At 69.1% G+C, this 19,286-nt stretch carries 17 protein-coding genes; 10 read left to right on the top strand and 7 right to left on the bottom strand.

From position 1 onward, the window contains the following. The first annotated feature begins 239 nt into the window (after positions 1-239). Positions 240-701 (top strand): hypothetical protein, encoded by a 462-nt coding sequence (locus tag ACZ54P_RS39275; RefSeq protein WP_465466696.1) that lies wholly within the window; start codon positions 240-242, stop codon positions 699-701. A 130-nt stretch (positions 702-831) separates the two neighbouring features. On the opposite strand, the gene ACZ54P_RS39270 is transcribed toward ACZ54P_RS39275, so the two are convergent. The 3 genes from ACZ54P_RS39270 to ACZ54P_RS39260 form a co-directional block, all read right to left on the bottom strand. Beyond that, complete coding sequence (locus tag ACZ54P_RS39270) at positions 832-1,479, bottom strand: CoA transferase subunit B (protein WP_465466695.1); 648 nt, start codon at positions 1,477-1,479, stop codon at positions 832-834. Continuing rightward, the gene (locus tag ACZ54P_RS39265) at positions 1,479-2,246 is read right to left on the bottom strand and encodes a CoA transferase subunit A (protein WP_465466694.1); all 768 of its coding nucleotides are present in this window, start codon (positions 2,244-2,246) and stop codon (positions 1,479-1,481) included. Before ACZ54P_RS39265 ends, ACZ54P_RS39270 begins: the two co-directional genes overlap by 1 nt. A gap of 84 nt (positions 2,247-2,330) precedes the next feature. Beyond that, positions 2,331-3,353 carry an esterase/lipase family protein gene (locus ACZ54P_RS39260; protein ID WP_465466693.1) on the bottom strand — a complete coding sequence of 341 codons (1,023 nt, stop codon included), beginning with the start codon at positions 3,351-3,353 and terminating at the stop codon, positions 2,331-2,333. A 299-nt stretch (positions 3,354-3,652) separates the two neighbouring features. Here ACZ54P_RS39260 and ACZ54P_RS39255 point away from each other — a divergent pair, with 299 nt between their 5' ends. From ACZ54P_RS39255 to ACZ54P_RS39245, 3 genes are all read left to right on the top strand, one after another. After that, the gene (locus ACZ54P_RS39255; RefSeq protein ID WP_465466692.1) at positions 3,653-4,561 is read left to right on the top strand and encodes a 3-hydroxyacyl-CoA dehydrogenase family protein; all 909 of its coding nucleotides are present in this window, start codon (positions 3,653-3,655) and stop codon (positions 4,559-4,561) included. Between the two features lie 78 nt (positions 4,562-4,639). After that, entirely contained in the window at positions 4,640-6,514 is a 1,875-nt protein-coding gene (locus tag ACZ54P_RS39250; protein WP_465466691.1) for a helix-turn-helix domain-containing protein, read from the top strand. Between the two features lie 130 nt (positions 6,515-6,644). Then, the gene (locus ACZ54P_RS39245) at positions 6,645-8,279 is read left to right on the top strand and encodes a tannase/feruloyl esterase family alpha/beta hydrolase (RefSeq protein WP_465466690.1); all 1,635 of its coding nucleotides are present in this window, start codon (positions 6,645-6,647) and stop codon (positions 8,277-8,279) included. A 157-nt stretch (positions 8,280-8,436) separates the two neighbouring features. Here the strand turns inward: ACZ54P_RS39245 and ACZ54P_RS39240 are convergent, their stop codons facing one another. Further along, entirely contained in the window at positions 8,437-10,071 is a 1,635-nt protein-coding gene (locus ACZ54P_RS39240; protein ID WP_465466689.1) for a tannase/feruloyl esterase family alpha/beta hydrolase, read from the bottom strand. Between the two features lie 216 nt (positions 10,072-10,287). Between ACZ54P_RS39240 and ACZ54P_RS39235 the strand changes: the two genes are divergently transcribed. Beyond that, positions 10,288-11,325, top strand: coding sequence for an alpha/beta fold hydrolase (locus ACZ54P_RS39235; RefSeq protein ID WP_465466688.1), 1,038 nt, complete (start codon positions 10,288-10,290; stop codon positions 11,323-11,325). Positions 11,326-11,378: 53 nt separating this feature from the next. Here the strand turns inward: ACZ54P_RS39235 and ACZ54P_RS39230 are convergent, their stop codons facing one another. After that, complete coding sequence (locus tag ACZ54P_RS39230; protein ID WP_465466687.1) at positions 11,379-12,707, bottom strand: aldehyde dehydrogenase; 1,329 nt, start codon at positions 12,705-12,707, stop codon at positions 11,379-11,381. Positions 12,708-12,850: 143 nt separating this feature from the next. Further along, positions 12,851-13,282: an Ohr family peroxiredoxin gene (locus ACZ54P_RS39225; protein WP_465466686.1), complete on the bottom strand. Its 432-nt coding sequence runs from the start codon at positions 13,280-13,282 to the stop codon at positions 12,851-12,853. Positions 13,283-13,465: 183 nt separating this feature from the next. Here ACZ54P_RS39225 and ACZ54P_RS39220 point away from each other — a divergent pair, with 183 nt between their 5' ends. Beyond that, on the top strand, positions 13,466-14,821 hold the full coding sequence (locus ACZ54P_RS39220; protein WP_465466685.1) for a type I glutamate--ammonia ligase: 1,356 nt from the start codon (positions 13,466-13,468) through the stop codon (positions 14,819-14,821). Between the two features lie 204 nt (positions 14,822-15,025). Continuing rightward, the gene (locus ACZ54P_RS39215) at positions 15,026-15,646 is read left to right on the top strand and encodes a TetR/AcrR family transcriptional regulator (RefSeq protein ID WP_465466684.1); all 621 of its coding nucleotides are present in this window, start codon (positions 15,026-15,028) and stop codon (positions 15,644-15,646) included. Here the strand turns inward: ACZ54P_RS39215 and ACZ54P_RS39210 are convergent. After that, positions 15,571-16,008, bottom strand: coding sequence for a hypothetical protein (locus ACZ54P_RS39210; protein ID WP_465466683.1), 438 nt, complete (start codon positions 16,006-16,008; stop codon positions 15,571-15,573). The genes ACZ54P_RS39215 and ACZ54P_RS39210 overlap by 76 nt on opposite strands. Before the next feature lie 86 nt (positions 16,009-16,094). Here ACZ54P_RS39210 and ACZ54P_RS39205 point away from each other — a divergent pair, with 86 nt between their 5' ends. The 3 genes from ACZ54P_RS39205 to ACZ54P_RS39195 all read left to right on the top strand — a co-directional run bounded on the left by ACZ54P_RS39205 (position 16,095) and on the right by ACZ54P_RS39195 (position 19,280). Next, positions 16,095-16,856, top strand: a complete 762-nt coding sequence (locus ACZ54P_RS39205; RefSeq protein WP_465466682.1) for an SAM-dependent methyltransferase — start codon at positions 16,095-16,097, stop codon at positions 16,854-16,856. Between the two features lie 875 nt (positions 16,857-17,731). Further along, a complete protein-coding gene (locus tag ACZ54P_RS39200; RefSeq protein WP_465466681.1) occupies positions 17,732-18,583 on the top strand; it encodes a poly(ethylene terephthalate) hydrolase family protein in 852 nt (283 codons plus the stop codon). A 70-nt stretch (positions 18,584-18,653) separates the two neighbouring features. After that, the gene (locus ACZ54P_RS39195) at positions 18,654-19,280 is read left to right on the top strand and encodes a TetR/AcrR family transcriptional regulator (RefSeq protein ID WP_465466680.1); all 627 of its coding nucleotides are present in this window, start codon (positions 18,654-18,656) and stop codon (positions 19,278-19,280) included. The last annotated feature ends 6 nt before the right edge of the window (positions 19,281-19,286 follow it).

The following is a 19,286-nucleotide window of genomic DNA, read 5'->3' as shown; positions in this document are numbered from 1 at the left end:
ACCCCGGGGGGATACTGGGAAGGGGGGGCTCCAGTGGTTTTTGGGGGGGGGTTCGGGGTGAGCGCTCGGGTTCCCACCCCAGCCCCCCCCCCACGACCCACTGGACCCGCGCCCTTCTGGCCTTGCTTGTCGTGAAGTACGTGATGGCCCCCTTCCTTGCGCCAGGCGCAAGGAAGGGGGGCCTGATCCTGGTCGTTAAGCTCGGACCGCCCTGGACGACGATGTGCCGTGGAGGCGTGATGCGGGCTGGCGGATATCCACGGATGCACCTCCAGCACAACCACGACTGGCGGCTCGAAGGAGCACAGGGAATCCTCACCTACTCGCTGCATCCGATCCCGGTGTCACGGCCGGCCAAGGGAGTGAAGACCGCCCCCGTGCGGTGCGGCGCCTGTGAAACCGAATTCGACGTACGGGTCTACAGCGCCCAGCACACCAGGATCAGCCGGCTGCTGTTGTTGCTGGTCGGCGTCGGGGCACTGGTCGCGACGGTGCTGGTCGCCGTACTGCTCATGGGATCGGACGAGCCTCCACACGGCAGCGCACCACCCGAGTCGACGCTGTCCTACCTCCCGGGCGGCCTCGGCATAGTCGCCCTCTTCGCCGTCGGCACTGTCGGAATCGTCGGTTCGTACTTCTACGACGGGGTGCGGCTGCCTCGGCGCAGTGGCCACGCGCTTCGCCGTCCGCGTCGACGCTGACCCCGCTGGACCAGGCGGCCCGGTCACCTCGGGTTCGACGCCCGGCCCTGGCTTCGCTGCGCCGCAGTCGGAGCCCAAGAGGATCATCCGGATGGACGCCGCCTCCGCCGCGGGTCTCCGGCAGATCCGGTCAGGCGAACGAACCGACGCGGATGGAGACGGGTGCGCCGGTGGCCTCCTTGAGGTCGGCGACGGTGACCCCAGGTGCGGTTTCGACCAGTCGAAGGCCGTCGGGGGTGATGTCGAGGACGGCGAGGTCGGTGATGACGCGGCTGACGCATCGGCGGCCGGTGAGCGGCAGGGTGCAGTCGTCGACGATCTTGGGGCTGCCGTCGCGGGCGGTGTGTTCGGTGAGGGCGAGGACGCGGCGGGCGCCGTGGACGAGGTCCATCGCCCCGCCCATGCCTTTGATCATCTTGCCGGGGATCGTCCAGTTGGCGATGTCGCCGCGGGCGGAAACCTGCATGGCGCCGAGGATCGCGAGGTCGAGGTGGCCGCCGCGGATCATGCCGAACGACTGGGCGGAGTCGAAGAAACTCGCCCCGGCGAGGGTGGTGACGGTTTCCTTGCCCGCGTTGATGAGGTCCGGGTCGACGTCGTCTTCCGTGGGGTAAGGGCCGGTTCCGAGGATGCCGTTCTCGGAGTGCAACACGACGTGGACGTCGTCGGGGATGTGGTTGGGGACGAGGGTCGGCAGGCCGATGCCGAGGTTGACGTAGCTGCCGTCGGTGAGTTCGGCGGCGGCACGGGCGGCCATCTGGTCGCGGGTCCACGGCATCAGCGTGTCGTCCTTTCGAGGGTGGTGCGGCGTTCGATGGGTTTGTCGGTGGCTTGGTCGGCGGTGAGTTCGACGATGCGCTGGACGTAGACACCCGGCACGTGGATCTGGTCGGGGTCCAGTTCGCCGGGTTCGACGAGTTGGTCGACTTCGGCGATGGTGACGCGTCCGGCGGTCGCGGCGAGGGCGGTGAAGTTGGCGGCGGAGCGGCGGAGGATCAGGTTTCCGTGCCGGTCGCCGACCGCGGCGTGCACGAGGGCGAAGTCGCAGGTGATGGCGCGTTCCAGGACGTAGTCGCGGCCTTGGAACTCGCGGGTTTCGCGGGCCGGTGACGCCACGGCGACGGATCCGTCGGCGCGGTAGCGCCACGGCAGGCCGCCGTCGGCGATCTGGGTGCCCACTCCGGCGGGGGTGTAGAAGGCGGGGATGCCCGCTCCGCCGGCGCGCAGCCGTTCGGCGAGGGTGCCCTGGGGGATGAGCTCGACTTCGAGTTCACCGGCGAGGTACTGGCGGGCGAACTCCTTGTTCTCACCCACGTAGGAGGCGACGACGCGTGCGATGCGTCCCGCTTCGAGCAGGATTCCCAGGCCGCGGCCGTCGGTGCCGCAGTTGTTCGACACGACCCTCAGCCCGGACACGCCGGTGTCGTGGACGGCGCGGATCAGGGTCTGGGGGACGCCGCAGAGCCCGAAGCCGCCGACGGCGATCGAGGCACCGTTGGGAAGGTCGGCTACGGCCTGGGCGGCGGTGGCGACGTGCTTGTTCATGGAGAAACCGCTCCTGGGGGGTCATGGTGCTTCCCGGCCGGGACACGCTCGTGTCCCGGCCGGGAAGGGTGGTCGGTGAGATCGCTACGGGCAGGTGCGGTCGATGACGTAGTGGTTCGTGCCGGTTTGCCGCAGTTTTGTTGCCACGTAGAGGGAGTTGAGGCCCATGTTCTGGTTGGAGCCGTTGGCCAGTGCGTAGCCGTGGCTGTTGTGCGCCCGCCCGGCGACCACGTGGCCGTAGTTGGAGGAGGAGAAGCACTGACCGGACGGCGTGCTGGTGGGCGGCGCCGTCGTGCCGGTGGTGGGGGTGGGCGTGCTGGTCGGCGGGTTCTCGTGCGCGATGATGAACGCGCGCATCGCGGCGAGGGCGGTGGCGTCGCTGATGATGGTGAAGTGCGTCGGTGCCGCAGGTCCGGAGAGCAGGTGGTTGTCGTCGGCGCCGGCGAGTTTGGCGGTGTCGTACGGCGCCGCGTTCTTGTCGTTGACCGACCGGATGGTCATGTAGGCGACCGGGGGGTGGCCCGGCACCTCGGTGCCGGAATTGAGTTCACGCAGGAAAGGGGAGTTTGCGGAGCCGAACTGCTGGCAGGACACATAGATCTGGCAGCCGTTGTTGGTGGTTCCGTGCTGCGGACCGGCGTAACCGATGTACTGCGACACTTTGTCCGCGCCGCCGAGGTTCTTGATGTAGTAGCGGGCCGCCAAGGTCGAGGCCGACCAGGTCGCGAGCACGACCTTCGACGCCCCGGTCTGTGCGCGTACCTGATCGACCTTCGTGCCGAGTTCCTGGGCGGCCTTGGCCAGGTCCTGGGTCATGTTGCTGCTGTCGGTCCAGGTGAACAGGCGGTTCGCCGCCCACCCGTTGGACTGCAGATTCGCCTTCATCGGGTCCATATTGGACGGTGTGCCGGTCATGCCGGGGACCATGATCACCGGGTCGTGGGTCGCGGCGGCGGTGGTCTCCGCGCTGGCCGAATACGACGTCAACGCGACCACCGTCGTGGCCAGCGCGACCAGTGCGGCGGACGCGGCCGCCACCCATCGTGCGCGCCGTTCACCGCGCGCGGAACCCTTCCCCGCGGGAGAAGTTCGGAGATTCGCAGGCATCGTTGCCTCCTTGCTCGCCACTGCGGAAAGTCATCGACGTGACTTTCGCGCCCTCGGTACGTGAAGGAATGGGGATCCGAGTGGCAACACTGTAGGTACGGCATACCCCCCGGTGGATATGTGCGACGATCACACTCTTTTCCCGGTCGGTTGTGACCGTGGCGGAAGAGACTGCCTTCGAGATTCACGATGACACCGCGACATCGACACCGCGTCCGGTGTGTGTCGCGCGCACATTGCCGCCGCCTCCGACAGATCCCTACTGTCCGGTCATCCGTATTCACGAAGGGAAGTCGTCAGTGACCCGTTTCGGCATCATCGGCGGAGGGCTCATGGGCCACGGTATCGCCGTGGCTCTGGCACGAGCGGGATATCGCGCCGACGTCTTCGACAACGATCCGGCCGTGCTGTCCAGCCTCGAGAGCCGGGTGAGCCGGTCCCTGTCGCGGCTGGCCGTCCCGCCGCACGAAGCAGGGGACGTGCGCGACCGGATCACAGCGGTGGGGTCGCTTCCCGAGCTCGCCGAACACGCCGACGTCCTGGTCGAGGCGGTGTCGGAGCGGCTCGCGGTCAAACATGACGTGCTCGCGGTTCTGGAAGCGCACATCGGGCCGGAGATTCCGGTGTGGACGAACACCTCGGTGCTGTCGATCAGTGCGATCGCGAAGGCGATGCTTCACCCGCGAAGGCTGGTCGGCGTCCACTGGTGGAACCCTCCTTACCTGATCCCTCTCGTGGAGATCGCGCCCGGCGCCGACACCGACCCCGCTTCGGTCACCCACGCCTGCGACCTGATCACGGCGCTGGGCAAGACCACGGTCCGGCTGCACCGGGACGTACCCGGGTTCATCGGGAACCGTCTCCAGTTCGCCTTGGTGCGGGAGGCACTGCACCTGCTCGATGAGGGGGTGTGCGAGCCGGGGACCATCGATACCGTCGTCCGGTCGAGCCTGGGACTGCGCTGGGCGGCGGTCGGGCCGATGGAGAACGCCGACTACATCGGACTCGATCTGACGAGGGCGATCATGGGCAGCCTCGCACCGACCCTGTCCACGCGCACGCACACCTTCCCCACCCTGGACCAGCTCGTGGCGGGCGATGCCACCGGCCGCGCCACCGGCCGAGGGCTGCTCACCTGGCCCGCCGGGCACGACGCCGAGGTGGCCGAGCGTCTTGAGGACGGCATCCGCCACAACCTGCGATCCTGAGCACGCGAGGACACACTGGTGGATGGGGTGCTCGCGGCGGCTGTCCGTGACGGTGGCGGGCGGCCCTGAGGAGGAACGATGGGCGCTGACGCCAGATCGCTGCTGCAACTGCTCGTCGAGGACGCCGACGCCGACGCTTTCGACGCCGCGGTGGCACAGGCGCGCGCGATGAACCCGCCCGCGCGGGAGCTGATGGCGCTCGAACGCGACCGGGCGATCGCGTTGCGGCTGCGGGACACCCTCATCCGGCACCGGCGCAACGAAGCCGAGCTGCAGCTGCTCAACGACACCGCCAACGATCTGGCGGCGATGCGGGATCTCGACTCGATTCTGCAGGCCATCGCGGACCGTGCCCGCCGTCTGGTGGAATGCGACCTGGCTTACATCAGCCTCAGCGACAGCGACCGCGGTGACTGCTACATCAGGGCCGCGGCCGGCAACATCTCCGGAATGCTGGTCGGGCTCCGGCTGGCCCCCGGCAGCGGGCTCGGTGGCATGGTCGCCCGTACGGGGGAGCCCTGCAGTGTCGAGGCCTACCTGCACGACACGACGCTGCACCACACCGAGCCGATCGACCGGACCGTGGCCGCGGAACGGATCGAGTCGCTGCTTGGTGTGCCGGTGAAACTCAAACAGGAGGTCATCGGCGTCCTGCTGGCCGCCCACCGCGCCGTGCGCTCCTTCAGCAGCCGCGACATCACCGCGTTGAGCATGCTCGCCAACCACGCCGCGGTGGCGATCGAGAACGCCCGGCTGCTGGCCGCGGCGCAGACCGCCGTCGGGGATCTCCGGGTCGCCAACGCCACCATCGGCTCGCATGTGGACGACCTGGAACGCACCGCCGACGTCCACGAGCGGCTCACCAAGCTGGTCATCCAGGGCAAGGGCGTCGACGAGGTCGCGCACGCCACCGCCGGGGCGGTGTCCGGGCATGTGCTGATCGTCGACGAGCACGGCACCGTCGTCGCCGGCTCCGGTCCCGAGGACGGGCAGCCCCCGCTGCCGATCGCCGAGATCGGCGTCGAGGCGCGGCGGTCCGGCCACACCCTGGTCCGGGACCAGCTGTGCGTGGTGCCGATGATCACCGAGTCTGAGCCGCTCGGCACCTTGGTGCACGTCGGTACGAGCACCGTCAGCGACACCGACCGGCGGATCCTGGAGCGTGCGGCGCTGGTGGCCGCGCTGGTGCTGGTCACCCGGCGCAGGATGGCCGAAGCCGAAGCGCAGGTCCGGGGCGAACTGCTCGGCGAACTGCTCACCCGGAAGGCGCAGGACGTCGACCTGCTGCGACATCGCGCGTCCATCCTCGGCGTCGACCTCGACGCCTGCACCGTCCTGATCGTCGCTCATCTGCACGGGCCGGTACGCGAGCGGATCTACCCGGCACTGGCCGCGCTGGCCCGCCGGTTCCGCGGACTGGCCACCCACCATCACGACACGGTCGTCCTTCTGGCGCCCGGCGACGAGCCGCGCGCGGTCGGCCGCGCCGTGTCACGGGAGCTCGCGCGCACCGCTCGCGATCAGGTCACCGCCGGGGTGGCGCGCGTGCCGCATCCCACGGCCGTCACCGCCGCGCACGACGAGGCCGAGAAGTGCTTGCGTGCGCTGCTGGCCCTCGGCCGCCACGGTGACACGGCCCAGACCGCCGACCTCGGTTTCGTCGGGGCGTTGTTCAACGGCCGCCCGGACATTACGAGCTTCGTCGAGGCCACGCTCGGACCGGTACTGGCCTACGACCGTGATCACGGTTCCGATCTGGTGCGGACACTGGAGGTGTTCTGTGCGAGCAACCAGAACGCCCGAACCACGGCACAGGAACTGCACGTCCACCACAACACCGTGTCCCAGCGCCTGACCAGGGTCGCGCGGCTGCTGGGGGAGGACTGGCGTCAGGCCGAGCGCCTCCTGGAGATCCAGATCGCCTTGCGGCTGAACAAACTCGGCGGCTTCTGACACCACCCCGCCGGTATGTGCCGATGTCCGGGTACCCGCTCGATCCAGTGTGCCGCCCACACATCGCCACTGGCCGGATCCGCTGCCTAGCCTGAGACCCCGCATCGACGCGGACCCGATGGAGGTCATCATGAGGAAGGTCTCGCGGGCAGCCGTGCTGGTCGCCCCGCTGCTCGCCGCGATCATCACCCCCGCCTCGGCCCACGCCGGGCCGATGGCCTCCCGGTGCGCCGATCTCACCGGCACCACGATTCCGGCCCGGGCGCTCGGACTGCCCACTTCCGGCGGGCAGGTCACTGCGGCCCGGCTGATCGAAGCGACCGCCGCGCTCGGCGAGTACTGCCTCGCCGAGGCCGTCGTCCGGCCGGTCGACCAGGCCGCGCCGGTCATCAAGCTGCGGGTCGCGATGCCGACGCGGTGGAACCACAAGGCCCTCATGTTCGGTGGCGGCGGCTACGACGGCACCGTGCCCGACCTCGCGGGCAACGTCCCGTTCGGACCGGTCGATCAGCCCGCACCGCTCGCCCGCGGCTACGTCACCTTCGGCAGCGATTCCGGTCATCAGGCCACACCCGGATTCCCGCCGACCACCACCCTCGACGGCTCGTTCGGCCTCAACGACGAAGCGGTCCGCAACTTCGCGGGCGACGCCTTGAAGAAGACCCGCGACGCCGCCCTCCACCTCATCGGTCGGCACTATGGCGGAGCCCGGCCCGTCCACAGTTTCTTCGCCGGCGGCTCCAGTGGTGGACGGGAAGCGCTCGCCGTCGCGCAGCGCTGGCCGACCGACTTCGACGGCGTCATTTCCGCCTATCCGGCGTGGAACGCCGCCAGCCTGAACCTGTTCTTCGGCTACGAAACCCAGGTGCTGTCCCGGCCCGGCGCCTTCCCCGGTCCGGTAAAGCAGGACCTGCTTTACCGCAGGGTCGTCGCCGCCTGCGACCCCGAGGACGGACTCGCCGACGGTGTGGTGTCCAATCCGGACGATTGCCGCTTCACGCCCTGGGTCCTGCGCTGCCCCGGCGGGAACGACACCGCGGACACTTGCCTGTCCGACGCCCAGATCGACGCCGTCATCCGGATTTCCTCGCCCCTGCGCTGGAATTACCCGATCCGCAGCGGCGAGCGCGGTTATCCGGGATTCCCGTTCCTGTCCGGTGCCACCATGACCACCGCGCTGCTCGGCATGGGTGTCCATGCCCCGGCCTCGCCGATGCCGACGACAGCCGGTTACGGCCCCCAGTTCTGGGACCAGTGGGTGCGGTACTTCGTCACGCGCGACCCGGGATACAACTCCCTGACCCTGGACCCTCGCCACCCCGGACAGTGGCACCACCGCATCAGCGCGCTTTCCGCCATGCAGGACGTCAATGATCCGGACCTGCGGCCCTTCGCCCGAGCCGGGGGAAAGCTGCTGCTTCTGCACGGCGCCGCCGACGAACTGGTCAGCCCGCGCTCCACCGCCGAGTACTTCGACCGGGTGCGGCAGACCGTGGGCCGTCAGGCCACCGACTGGTTCGCGCGCTTCTACGTCGTGCCCGGTGCCAACCACGTCAACGTCGGCGCCGCCTTCGCCGCCGGTTGGGATTCCCTCACCGCACTGGAGAACTGGACCGAGCGCGCCACCGCGCCGCGGCGACCGGTAGTCACCGACGTCAATCCGGCGCACGGAAACCGGACTCGCCCGCTTTGCCAGTACCCCACCTGGCCGCGCTACCTCCACGGCGATCCGAACGACGCAAGCAGCTTCACCTGCCGGAGATAACCTCCACCGTCCACAGTGGAATAAACTGATCTCGTGAGTCACCACGACCAGCGCCACCGAGTCGTGGTTAAACGCGCAACTCGCGTGCTCAGACGCGTAACTCGCGTGCCTGTGCCACGTCAGCCCCAGGCCACCAACCCGGTCGCTACTCGCGAACTCAGAAGCTCGTGCAGCGGTAGCTCGAAGCCTGTGCCGGGTCACCGTGCCCGGTGTAGCGCGACTTCTGCGGCAGCGGGCACAGGTCCCGCGAGGCCGAGCCGTCCAGGGTGGTCGCGGCCAGTGTGGCCGGGGCCTTGCCGTGCTCGACCCAATCGACCAGCGCGCGCAACGCGTTGACCGGTTGCGCACCCGCGCCGCCGCCACAGTGCTGCACACCGGGTGCCAGGAACAAGCGGTAGAAGTCGTTCACCCGTGCCGCTCCACCCATCCGCCGTTCGACCTGCTCGCGGTAGGCGAGCGTGCCGCCCGGCGGGATCAGCTGGTCCGCCGTGCCGACGACGGTGATCAGCTTGCCGCCGGCGCGCCGGAAGTCCGACAGGTTCGGGTCGGAGGTGCCGATGACCCGGTCGTACTCCCGCACCGACTGGCGGAACAGGTCACGGTACTGGGCGTAGGTGAGCTTCGAGGTGTCGAAACCCGGCTGCTTCTTCAGGAAGCTCTGCACCCACTGGACGGCCACCGGGAACCCGGGAGCGAAGAGGTTGCCGTTCGCGTCGGGCCGCGTGCCGGCCAGCCAGCTGTAATCCGCGCCCTTGGGCAGCCCTGCCCACAGTCTCCCGCCGCGCTCGTCGGTCGGGCCGGTCCAGATCTTGCGCATGACGTCCGCGTCCGCGGTGGTCACGGTGATCTCCCTACCGTCGCAGAGCACCTTGGTGCCCACGAGTGAGCGCGGGTCGTAACCGCACTCGTCCGGCCGGTCGATGATGCCGCTGGTGACCCCGTCCCGTGCGTCACAGGCTTGGATCGCGGCCTGCTGGAACGCGCCGAGGACGCAGTTGCCGACGAAGTGGTGGTCGTTGTTCATCACGACCTGCGGCCACAGGGTCGCCACCGCGAACCGGGTCCAGTTCACCGCGGGCGCGTCGGCCAGGATGCCGTCGAAGTCGTCCGCGTGATCCTGTGCTTCCTCGTAGCCCTGGCGGCCACCGGTCGAGCAGCCGTTCCAGTACGAGTACGACACCGCGCGGCCGTAGTGCTCGCGCACCACGTCCTTGCCGATCAAGGCCGACTCGTGCACCGACCGGGACGCGAAGTCGGTCAGCAACGCCTGGTCGACCTTGCCGTCGCCGGTCACCGCCCAGCTGGTGTCGAGTCCACCGAGGACACCGGCGTCGGTGGTGACACCGGTGTAGCCGTCCTTGACCGCCTGCACCAGCGGCGCGCCGAAGTTGCCGGCGGCGTAGGCGCTGCCGCCGATGCCCTGCAGCCGTCCGGTCCAGCCGGTCTCCGGGAGAGCGATGCCGACCTTCACGTGATCGCCCGCCCCAGGGTGGGTGACGGACACGGTGATCTGGCAGTACGCCGGGACACCGGTGAGCACGGTCGCCGGCGAAAGTTCCGTCGCCGGGAACGAGAGGGTCCCGCCCTCGTGGCGTTCGGCCAGCACGGATTCGATCTTCGCGCCCTGCGGGGCGGTGACCGGCACCGGCGCGCAGGCCGAAGTCGTGGCCTGTGCGGGCGCGAGCTGGGTCGAGACGCTCGCGGCGAGCGGGATCAGCGCGGCGAGGGGCGCGGCCACCGCCAGGAGTTTCGTCAGGCGACGTCCGGCTCCGTGTTTTCGTTTTTCCGTCATTCCCTTACCTTTCGTTGTTCATCGAGACCGTAAGCGCCGGAAATCGACATGCAGGAGTCGCCGGCGCGCGACTGGGGCCGGAACCCGGCTCGCTGCTGTTCTGACGGCCGAAGATCCGAGTGACGTACACCCGCAGCGTCATCCGACGGGCGCGGAACCCCGCGCGCGGTACCTAGCGTCGTCGACGTCAAGGACATCTCGAACGGGAGTTTTCAGATGATCAGCAGGAGACTGTTCGGGCAGACGGTGGTGGCGGGGGTGGCGGCGACGTCGTTGGCCGCCTGCTCGCCGGAACCAGGCGCGGCACCGGCCGCGGCGGCTCCGCCCGGGTCGGAGCTGCGAGCCGGCTCCGGCGAGAACACCTCGCTCGGCCCCGTCAAACAGCTCACCGCCGGAGCGGTGGACATGGGCTACTTCGAGTTCGGGCCCGTGACCGGGCAGGCGGTGGTGCTGCTGCACGGCTGGCCCTACGACCCCTACAGCTACGTCGACGTCGCGCCGCTGCTGGCCGCGCGGGGCTACCGGGTGATCGTGCCGTTCCTGCGCGGTTACGGCACCACCAGGTTCACCTCGGCGCAGACCGTGCGCAACGGGCAGCAGTCGGCGATCGCGCTCGACGTGATCGCGCTCCTGGACGCGCTCAAGATCGACAAGGCGATCTTCGGCGGCTACGACTGGGGTTCGCGCACCGCCGCCGCCATCGCCGTGCTGTGGCCGGAGCGCGTCAAGGCGCTGGTCGCGGTGAGCGGGTACCTGATCACGAACCTGGTGGCGAACCAGCAGCCGCTGGCCCCGGCCGCCGAGCAGGGCTGGTGGTACCAGTACTACTTCGCCACCGAGCGCGGTGTTCTCGGCTACACGAAGAACCGCCACGATTTCGCCAAGCTGATCTGGAAGAACGCCTCCCCGGCGTGGAATTTCGACGACGCCACCTTCGACCGAAGCGCGGCGGCGTTCGACAACCCGGACCACGTGGCGATCGTGGTGCACAACTACCGTTGGCGGCTGAGCTTGGCGGCGGGTGAGCCGCAGTACGAGCCCTACGAGCGGAAGCTCCAGACCGCGCCTGCCATCGCGGTGCCGACGATCACGATCGGCAGCGACTTCGACGGCGCCGCGGCCGACGGCATGGCCTACCGGGGCAAGTTCACCGGCAAGTACGCCCACCGGGTGTTCGCCGGCATCGGGCACAACGTGCCGCAGGAGGCGCCCCAGCCGTTCACCCAGGCGATCGTCGACGTGGACCACTTCTGAGGCATATCGATCCGGGCTTCCCGGGCGGGAAGCCCGGATCGGTGCGTTCGCCGTCATGTCGTCGCGGGAAGCGTGACAGTCTTGTATTCGGTGTAGGTGCCGAGCCCGACCGCGCCGTACTCGCGGCCCATACCGCTGGCCTTGAAGCCGCCGAACGGGCCGTCGAACCCGATGGGGGCGCCGTTCACGGTGATGGTTCCGGTGCGCATCCGGCGCGCGATCTCCATGGCATGCGACGGATCGGCCGACCACACACCGCCGGACAGGCCGTACTCGGAGTCGTTGGCGATGCGGACGGCGTCGTCCTGGTCGTCATAGGCGATGACGACCAGGACCGGGCCGAAGATCTCCTCCTGCGCGATGCGCATGGAGTTGTCCACGTCGGCGAACAGCGTCGGCGTGACGTAGAAACCGTTCTCCAGCCCCGCAGGGACTTCCGGGCCTCCGGTGACGAGCCTGGCACCTTCGGAGACACCGATCCGGATGTAATCGAGCACCCGCTGCTGCTGATCGCGGCGGACCATCGGGCCGATGAAGGTCTTCTCGTCGGCCGGGTCGCCGACGCTCAAGGACTCGATGAGCTTCTCGAGCCCGGCGACCACCTCGTCGTAGCGGCCGCGGGGGGCGAGGACGCGGGTCTGCGCGATGCACGATTCGGCGTTGTTCAGCAGGGAAGCGAACTTGACGCCTTGGATCGCCCCGTCGAGGTCGGCGTCCGCGTGCTTGACCAGGTACTCGCTGGTCTCAGGATCGGCGGGCAGCACGCTGAACACGCCCTGGGGCAGCCCGGTCTCCTCCAGCAGCCGCGCGAGCAGGTTCATGCTGAGCGTGTTCTCCGGTGAGACCTTGAGGGCGACCGTGTTGCCTGCCAGCAGCGCGGGCAAGATCTTCGCCATGGCCGAAGAAAACGGCGAGTTCCACGGGATGATCGCGGCGACGACACCGATCGCCTCGCGGCGTACGACCGAGCGGAACGGCGCGACCGGATCGGACGGTTCGAGCGTCTCCTCCCAGCCGAACTCCTCCGCCGCCTTCAGATAGGCGTTGGCCTGAGGGGTGAGGCCGGGTTGGCCCGCCTTGGTGAACCACAGCGCCGAACCGTTCTCGGCCGAGATGAGGGCCGCTATCTCGTCGGCGCGCTCCTCGCGGAGCTTGAGGAGCCTGCGGATGACCGCGATCCGCTCCGCGGGCGAGGTGCGCGGCCACGGCCCCTCGTCGAAAGCCCTCCGGGCGGCGGCGACGGCCAGGTCGATGTCGGCGGGCAGTGCCTGCGCGGCCCGGCCCAGCGGCGCTTGGTCGTGCGGGGACCGGATTTCCAGCAGTTCCGTGCTGCTCGGGTCGATCCACTCGCCGCCGATGAAGAGCTGCTCGTAGGTGATCACCAAGGACTCCCTGAACTAAAGTGTCACACTAGTGTAGCGTTTGTGACGATGTAGTGGCCCGTAAGTGAGCCAGAAGGCAGAGAGGTGGGGGTGTCCGCACAGCCCGTGAGCAGGAACCTTCACGGACTTGTCACGCTCGGGTGTCAGGCAACAGTGGCGTCGAGGGAGACCTCGATGTTGCCGCGCGTGGCCTTCGAGTACGGGCACAGCCGGTGCGCGCCCTGGACCAGCTCGTCGGCGGTGGCCTGGTCGACGCCGGAGGCTTCGAGGTGCAGCGCCGCGCTCAGGTTGAAGTCGTTGGCTTCCGTGTCGTGGTGCAGGGTGATTTCCGCGACGACGGCGAGGTCGGTCGGCGTGACCTTCTTCGCGGCGGCGACCCGGCGTACCGCGCCGACGAAGCAAGACGCCCAGCCCGCGGCGAACAGCTGTTCCGGGTTGGTGCCGTCGCCCGCGCCGCCGAAGGCCTTCGGCACGCCGAGGACGACGTCGAGCGCGCCGTCGTCGGACCTCGCGTGGCCCCCGTTGCGGCCCTCCGCGGTGGAGGAGGCGACCGCGGTGTAGGTGACTTCAGACATCGGCTTTCCTTTGCGTTCCGTGGTTTGTGCCGATCACGTTACGAACGCGGGACTCGCCGCGGCGACCGTCGGACGACGTCACCGGTGTACGTCATCGCGCGGATCGGATGTCTACCGGTTGTCTGCGCCATTGCAGTAGGAATGGTGTGCTGACGGGAAAACGCGACGGATGAGGGGTACCCGGTGGACAAGGACGTACAGGACACGGTGGCGGAGCTCGCGGATCAGGGTGTCGTCGGCGTCATCGTCGCCTGGGCCGACAACAACGGCATCACCCGGTCGCGCGTCGTCCCCGTGCGCGGGCTGGCGCCGGCCGCGCGCACCGGGATCGGCATCACGCCGCTGTTCGCCGTCTTCGACTCCCACGACGCGATCACCTTCGGGCACAAGGGTCTCGCCACCCCCTCCGGGGACATCCGGCTCGTGCCCGAGATGGACCGTCTCGTGCGCCTGTCCGGCCAGCCCGGATTCGCCTGGGCGCCGGGGCACCAGGTCGCCGCCGACGGTTCGGCCTGGCCCTACGATCCGCGGCGCGTGCTCGAGCGGCAGGTGGAGCGGGCCGCGAGCGCGGGCCTGACCGTGCGCGCGGGCTACGAGATGGAGTTCCAGCTCACGACCGTGGACGCGGACGGGTTCCGCCCGGTGCACGACGGTCCCTCCTACGGGCCCGTCCGCACCTTGGCCGTCGACGGGTTCGCCGAGCAGCTGCTGCGAGACCTGGATCGAAACGGTGTCGGGGTGCACCAGTTCCACGGTGAGTACGGGCCAGGGCAGTTCGAGCTCAGCATCGTGGCCCAGGACCCGCTCACGGCTGCCGATCACCAGCTGCTCGCCCGCCAGACCATCCACGCCGCCGCCCGCACACACGGTCTGCGGGCGAGTTTCTCGCCGCTCGTGGAGACCGGCACCGTCGGCAACGGCTGGCATCTGCACACCTCCGTCCTCCGCGACGGCGTCAACCTGCTCGAAGGCGGCACCGGACCGCACGGCCTCACCGCGGACGGCGCCGCCTACCTGGCCGGGTTGTTGCGCGACCTGCCCGCTGTCGTCGCCGTCACCGCACCGAGCGTCGTATCGCTGTCGCGTCGGCGTCCCGGGTTCTGGTCCGGCGCCTATGGATTCTGGGGTGCCGAGAACCGGGAAGCGGCGCTGCGGCTGGTCCCGGGCTCGGAATTCCTTGGCGCCGGGCACGCCAACGTCGAACTCAAACCGTCGGACGCCTCGGCCAACCCGTACCTCGCGCTGGCGGTCGTCATCGCGGCCGGGCTGGCCGGCATCGAGGACGGCCTGACCCCGCCGGACCCGGTGCAGCAGGACCCCGGCACGTGGACCGACGCCGAGCGGGCGGACGCGGGCATCCGCCTCCTTCCCTCCACAGTGGACGAACAGCTCGCTGCACTGGCGGACGACGCGCGGATCTCCGCGGTCCTCGGCGCGGAGCTGGCCGACGCTTTCCGTGCCGTGCGGGAATCCGACGCCGCGTGGGCGGCGCCGCGGTCGCCCGAGGAGGTGGTCGCGGGACACCGTTGGTTGTACTGACCACGGTTGACGTGCCAGCACGGCGTCCCGTGGCGCTCGCGAGGGCCGTTATGGCAGGCCTATGTTCTCGATGTGCGGAGCCGCGCGGACTGGACCGCAGGCCGGATCTGTTCCTCCGCGAGGGGGACTGAACCGCTCCGGCTACGCCCCGACGATGTAGCGGATACCCGCACGAAGCGCTACACGTGTGGGTATGTTGGCGAGGTGAGAGCCGATGCCGCGCGGAATTTGGAGCTCGTGCTGACCACGGGCGCCCGCATGCTCGCCGACGACCCCGCGACCACCGTCGCCGCGATCGCGGCAGAGGCCGGTGTGGACCGCCGCACCGTGTACCGGCGGTTCGCTGGACGGGACGAACTGCTGACAGCGGTGTACGAGGCCAGGCTGGACGCGATCGAGGCGGCGATCGAAGCCGCTCGGCTCCGCGAGGCGCCGGTACCGGTCGCGCTGCACCGGTACGTCGAGGGCATCGTCGGGGTGAACCGCAAGTGGCCCGTCGAACTCAGCAGGATGCGGGCGGAACCGGAGATCTGGGCGCGGCGGCTGCGGGCGATCGACGAGGTCGAACTGTTTCTCCGGCGGGCCACCGAGGACGGCCTGCTCCGCCCCGGACGGCCGGACCGCTGGGCGGGTCACGTGCTCGGGCAGCTGCTGCACCTGGCGTCCCGGGAGCTCTCCGACCTGAGCGACGCGCGCGCCGCCGACGTCATCGTCGACACGTTCCTGCGCGGTTTCGGCGCGGGCGAGCATCAGCGCGGCGATGTCGACAACGTCGGCGTCGGCGGTATCGAACCACGGTCGAGCGAAAAGACGGCGAGGAAGTAGTTCGCTTGAGCGCAGCGAACGTTCTCCCCACCGGTGAGCCGCACAGTCAGTGCGCCGTGCGCCACGGTCAGCTCGGCGCCGTCCTCGGCGCAACCCGGTAGGGCGAAGGCGAAAGCACGCCGATCGGCCGGTGGAACGAACGACAAAGCCGCGCGGACCTCATCCAGGTTCGTGATCTCGGCACGCTCCAGTGCTTGCCGGAACGTCTGCGCCTCGGCTGTGCCCAGTTCCACGGGGCGTAGGTCCGCAGACCTCTTGTGCAGGTTGTTGAGGCCCATGAAGGCCTCGCGGCGCGCCTTCCCGTCGCCGACCGCGCCACAGCCCGCCAGCACCAGCACAAGACACGCCGCTATCCATCTCATGTGCCTGAGACGTAGCCGGACCCCTCTCCGGTTGCGTGGCCGAATAACCGATTGCTCGCCGCAGGTGCCGGTGCCATGGTCTCCGGATGCACCGTGAACGGATCTCCCTGCTTGCCCATGCGCGCCATCCGGTGGCCTCCCCACTGGACGACGAATCGGTACGACAACTGCTGGAGCGCGGGATGGGAGACGGCGGCGGACGTGTTCTCGATCTCGGCTGCGGCGGAGGTGAGTGGCTGCTGCGGGCTTTGGTCGCCGATCCGGGAGCGCGGGCCGTGGGCGTCGACCTCTCCGAGAGCGCGCTGACACGTGCGCGCGATACGGCGGAGACCCTCGGCGTCGCGGACCGGCTCGACCTCCGCCACGTCAACGCCGCGGACTTCACCTCCACGGAACGATTCGATCTGGTCCTCAGTGTCGGAGCCGCCCATGCTTTCGGTGGCCTTCTCCCCAGCCTCGCCGCCGCCCGCGAACATCTCGCTCCCGCTGGGCGAGTCCTGGTCGGTGACGGTTTCTGGGAGCGTGATCCCTCGCCGGAAGCGGTGGAGATGCTTGGCGACTTCACCGATCTGGCCACCACGGTCGACCGTGTCGTCGCCGACGGATGGGTTCCCGTCTACGGGCATGTCAGCACTCGCCACGAGCTCGACGCCTACGAATGGGACTGGACGGGGACGTTGGCGTCGTGGGCCCTTGATCACCCCGACGATCCGGACAGCTCCCACGCACTCGCCGCGGCCGCCACCCATCGGGAGGAATGGCTGCGCGTCTATCGGGACAACTTCGGATTCGTCTGCCTCGTCCTCCGGCCGGCCCCCTCTTCAGAGGTCGAAGACCAGACGGGGTGAGCGGCTCAGATACCCGCCGGTCCTCGGTCGGCACACCGGTCACGTCGAAGAAGGGCTCGAAGATGTCGGAGGTGAGCAGGCCGAGTAGCTGGGTGCTGTGCGCGATGACGGTGAAGCTGTGCACAGTTCCGGGTGGGGCGTGCCGGAAGTTTCCTGGGGTGAGCAGGGTTTCTCTCCGTTGACCCACGACCAGATCCGGCTGGAAAGGCACAGGAAATTCTCGGTGTGCCGCTGATGAATGGAAAGAACGCCGATGGTCGGCGAAGGTGCGGAACGGGATTGCCGCCCCTCGCGGGCCGAGTACGACCGCTGCGTCGAAAAGGCCGCCAGTGTCCTCGATACGGGCGATGACCGTCCACAAGAGACCGCCGGTTTCGAACCGCGCGCCTTCGCCCGCGGCGAGGTAGTAGGGGACCGATTCACCGGGTTGCGCGCTGATGACCGCCGCGCGGCCGTGCATGGTCTCCAGTCAGGTCACGTGCTCCGGTGGTGCTCAAACGGTCCAAGGGATCAGTGTCGCGGAAGCGGCGTGCTCGTCGAACGTGCCCGGCTGGGCCATCCCGAGTCCTTCGGCTCCTCGATTCGCCCGACACGGCCGGGGACAGCGGTCCGGTGCGACGGGGTAGCCGATTAGCGCGCGGAGTTGCGGCATTTCCGCGCCCGTGGTCGCAACCATGTCGTGCAGGCCTCCTTTCCTACCTGAGAGAGCAGCTAAGGAGGCCTTCACGGACTTCGACAGCATCGGGGCATGGTCACCCTCGCTGACTTGGCACGTCCATTACAAATTGGCGGTCCGTCCGCGCATCTCACAAGTGGCGGGTTGACAGCGACCGGAGGTGCTGCGATTCTCCCTAACAATCGTTAGGGAGGAAACAATGACGTTGTTCCCTGGTCGCGTATTTCTCGCTGCCGTGGTCGCGGTCGCTGCGGTTCTGGTCGCGCCGGCCACGCACGCCGCCGAGACCGCCGATCCGGCGGCTTCCTCGGTCGACCCGCGTTGGGCGGATCCCGGGCCGTTCGCCGTCGCGGTCGACACTGGACTGAGTCACACGTTCTACCGGCCGGCGGTGCTCGACCAGGGCGCTCCGCATCCGGTGATCGTCTGGGGGAACGGCACCGGGGCGACCCCGGCCGCCTACGACGGTCTGCTGCGGCACTGGGCCTCGTACGGGTTCATCGTCGCGGCGGCCAACACCCCGTTCGCCAATGACGGCAAGGCGATGCTGGCCGGTGCGCGATGGCTCATCGGAGAGGACCAGCGACCGGGGAGTCGCTACTACCGCAAGGTCGACACGACGGCGGTCGGGTCGGCGGGGCATTCGCAGGGCGGTGCCGGCGCGATCAACGCCGGGGCCGATCCGCTCGTCACCACGACGATCGCGCTGCAACCCGGACCGCTGGCCGACGCGGGCAGGCTGCACGGACCCACGCTCTTCCTCGCCGGGCAGAAGGACACCATCGTCAAACCCGGCATGATCGTGCTTCCGTTCTATGAGGCCGCCGACCAGATTCCCGCGGTTTACGCCGAATTGAAGGGCGCCGGCCACTTCGAACCGGCGCTCGACGGTGGCGGGTTCCGTGGCGTCCTCACGGCCTGGTTCGCCTATCGTCTCAAGGGAGACGAGCGTGCCAAGGCCGAGTTCACCGGTCCTTCCTGCGGGCTGTGCGGGGATCCGGAGTGGAGCGACGTGCGGCGCAACGGCAAGGCCGAGAGCGGCCAGGCCTGAGGAAAGGGCCAGCACACTGAACGAGAACCCGCAGACCCGCGACCTCACCGCGCTGACCAGGGTCCGTGCGGTGGAGCCGCGGTTGCCACCGGGGACGAGCACGGGTACCGAGCTGCGGATCCTCCTGGAGTCGCTGCGTCTGTTCGCCTACCACGGCTATCCGGCCACCAGCGTGCGGAAGATCGCCACCGCGATCGGGATCAAGGCACCCAGTCTGTACGAGCATTTCTCCGCCAAGGAGGACATCCTCACGCGGATAGTCCACATCGGACACAGTGCTTTGCTGACGTCGTTCGAGCGGACGATCGCCGAATGTGCCCCGGACCCGGTGAGCCAGCTCCGGGAACTGGTGCGCACCCATGTGCTCAACCACGTCACGTACCCGCTGCTGGCCATCGTCACCAACGACGAACTGCACCACCTCTCCCCGGCGCGCGCCGGGGAGGTCCTCGCCTTGCGGCAACGGACCGAACAGATCGCCATCCAGGCGGGCATCCGTGGTGTCGAACAAGGATTGTTCGACGGCTCGGAGCTCGTCGCGACCACGGCGGCGATCGCGAGCATGGGTGTCCGGGCGCCGTACTGGTTCGTGCCCACCCCCGGCTACGGGCCCGCCGACCTCGCCGACGCCTATGCCGAGCTGGCCATCCGAATGCTGCGGCCCGGGGACCCCGCGGGGCCGGACCGATCGAGGTGACCGGCC

It is taken from the genome of Amycolatopsis sp. NPDC034160 (assembly GCF_055575355.1).
This window is presented reverse-complemented; position numbering and strand designations above follow the sequence as displayed.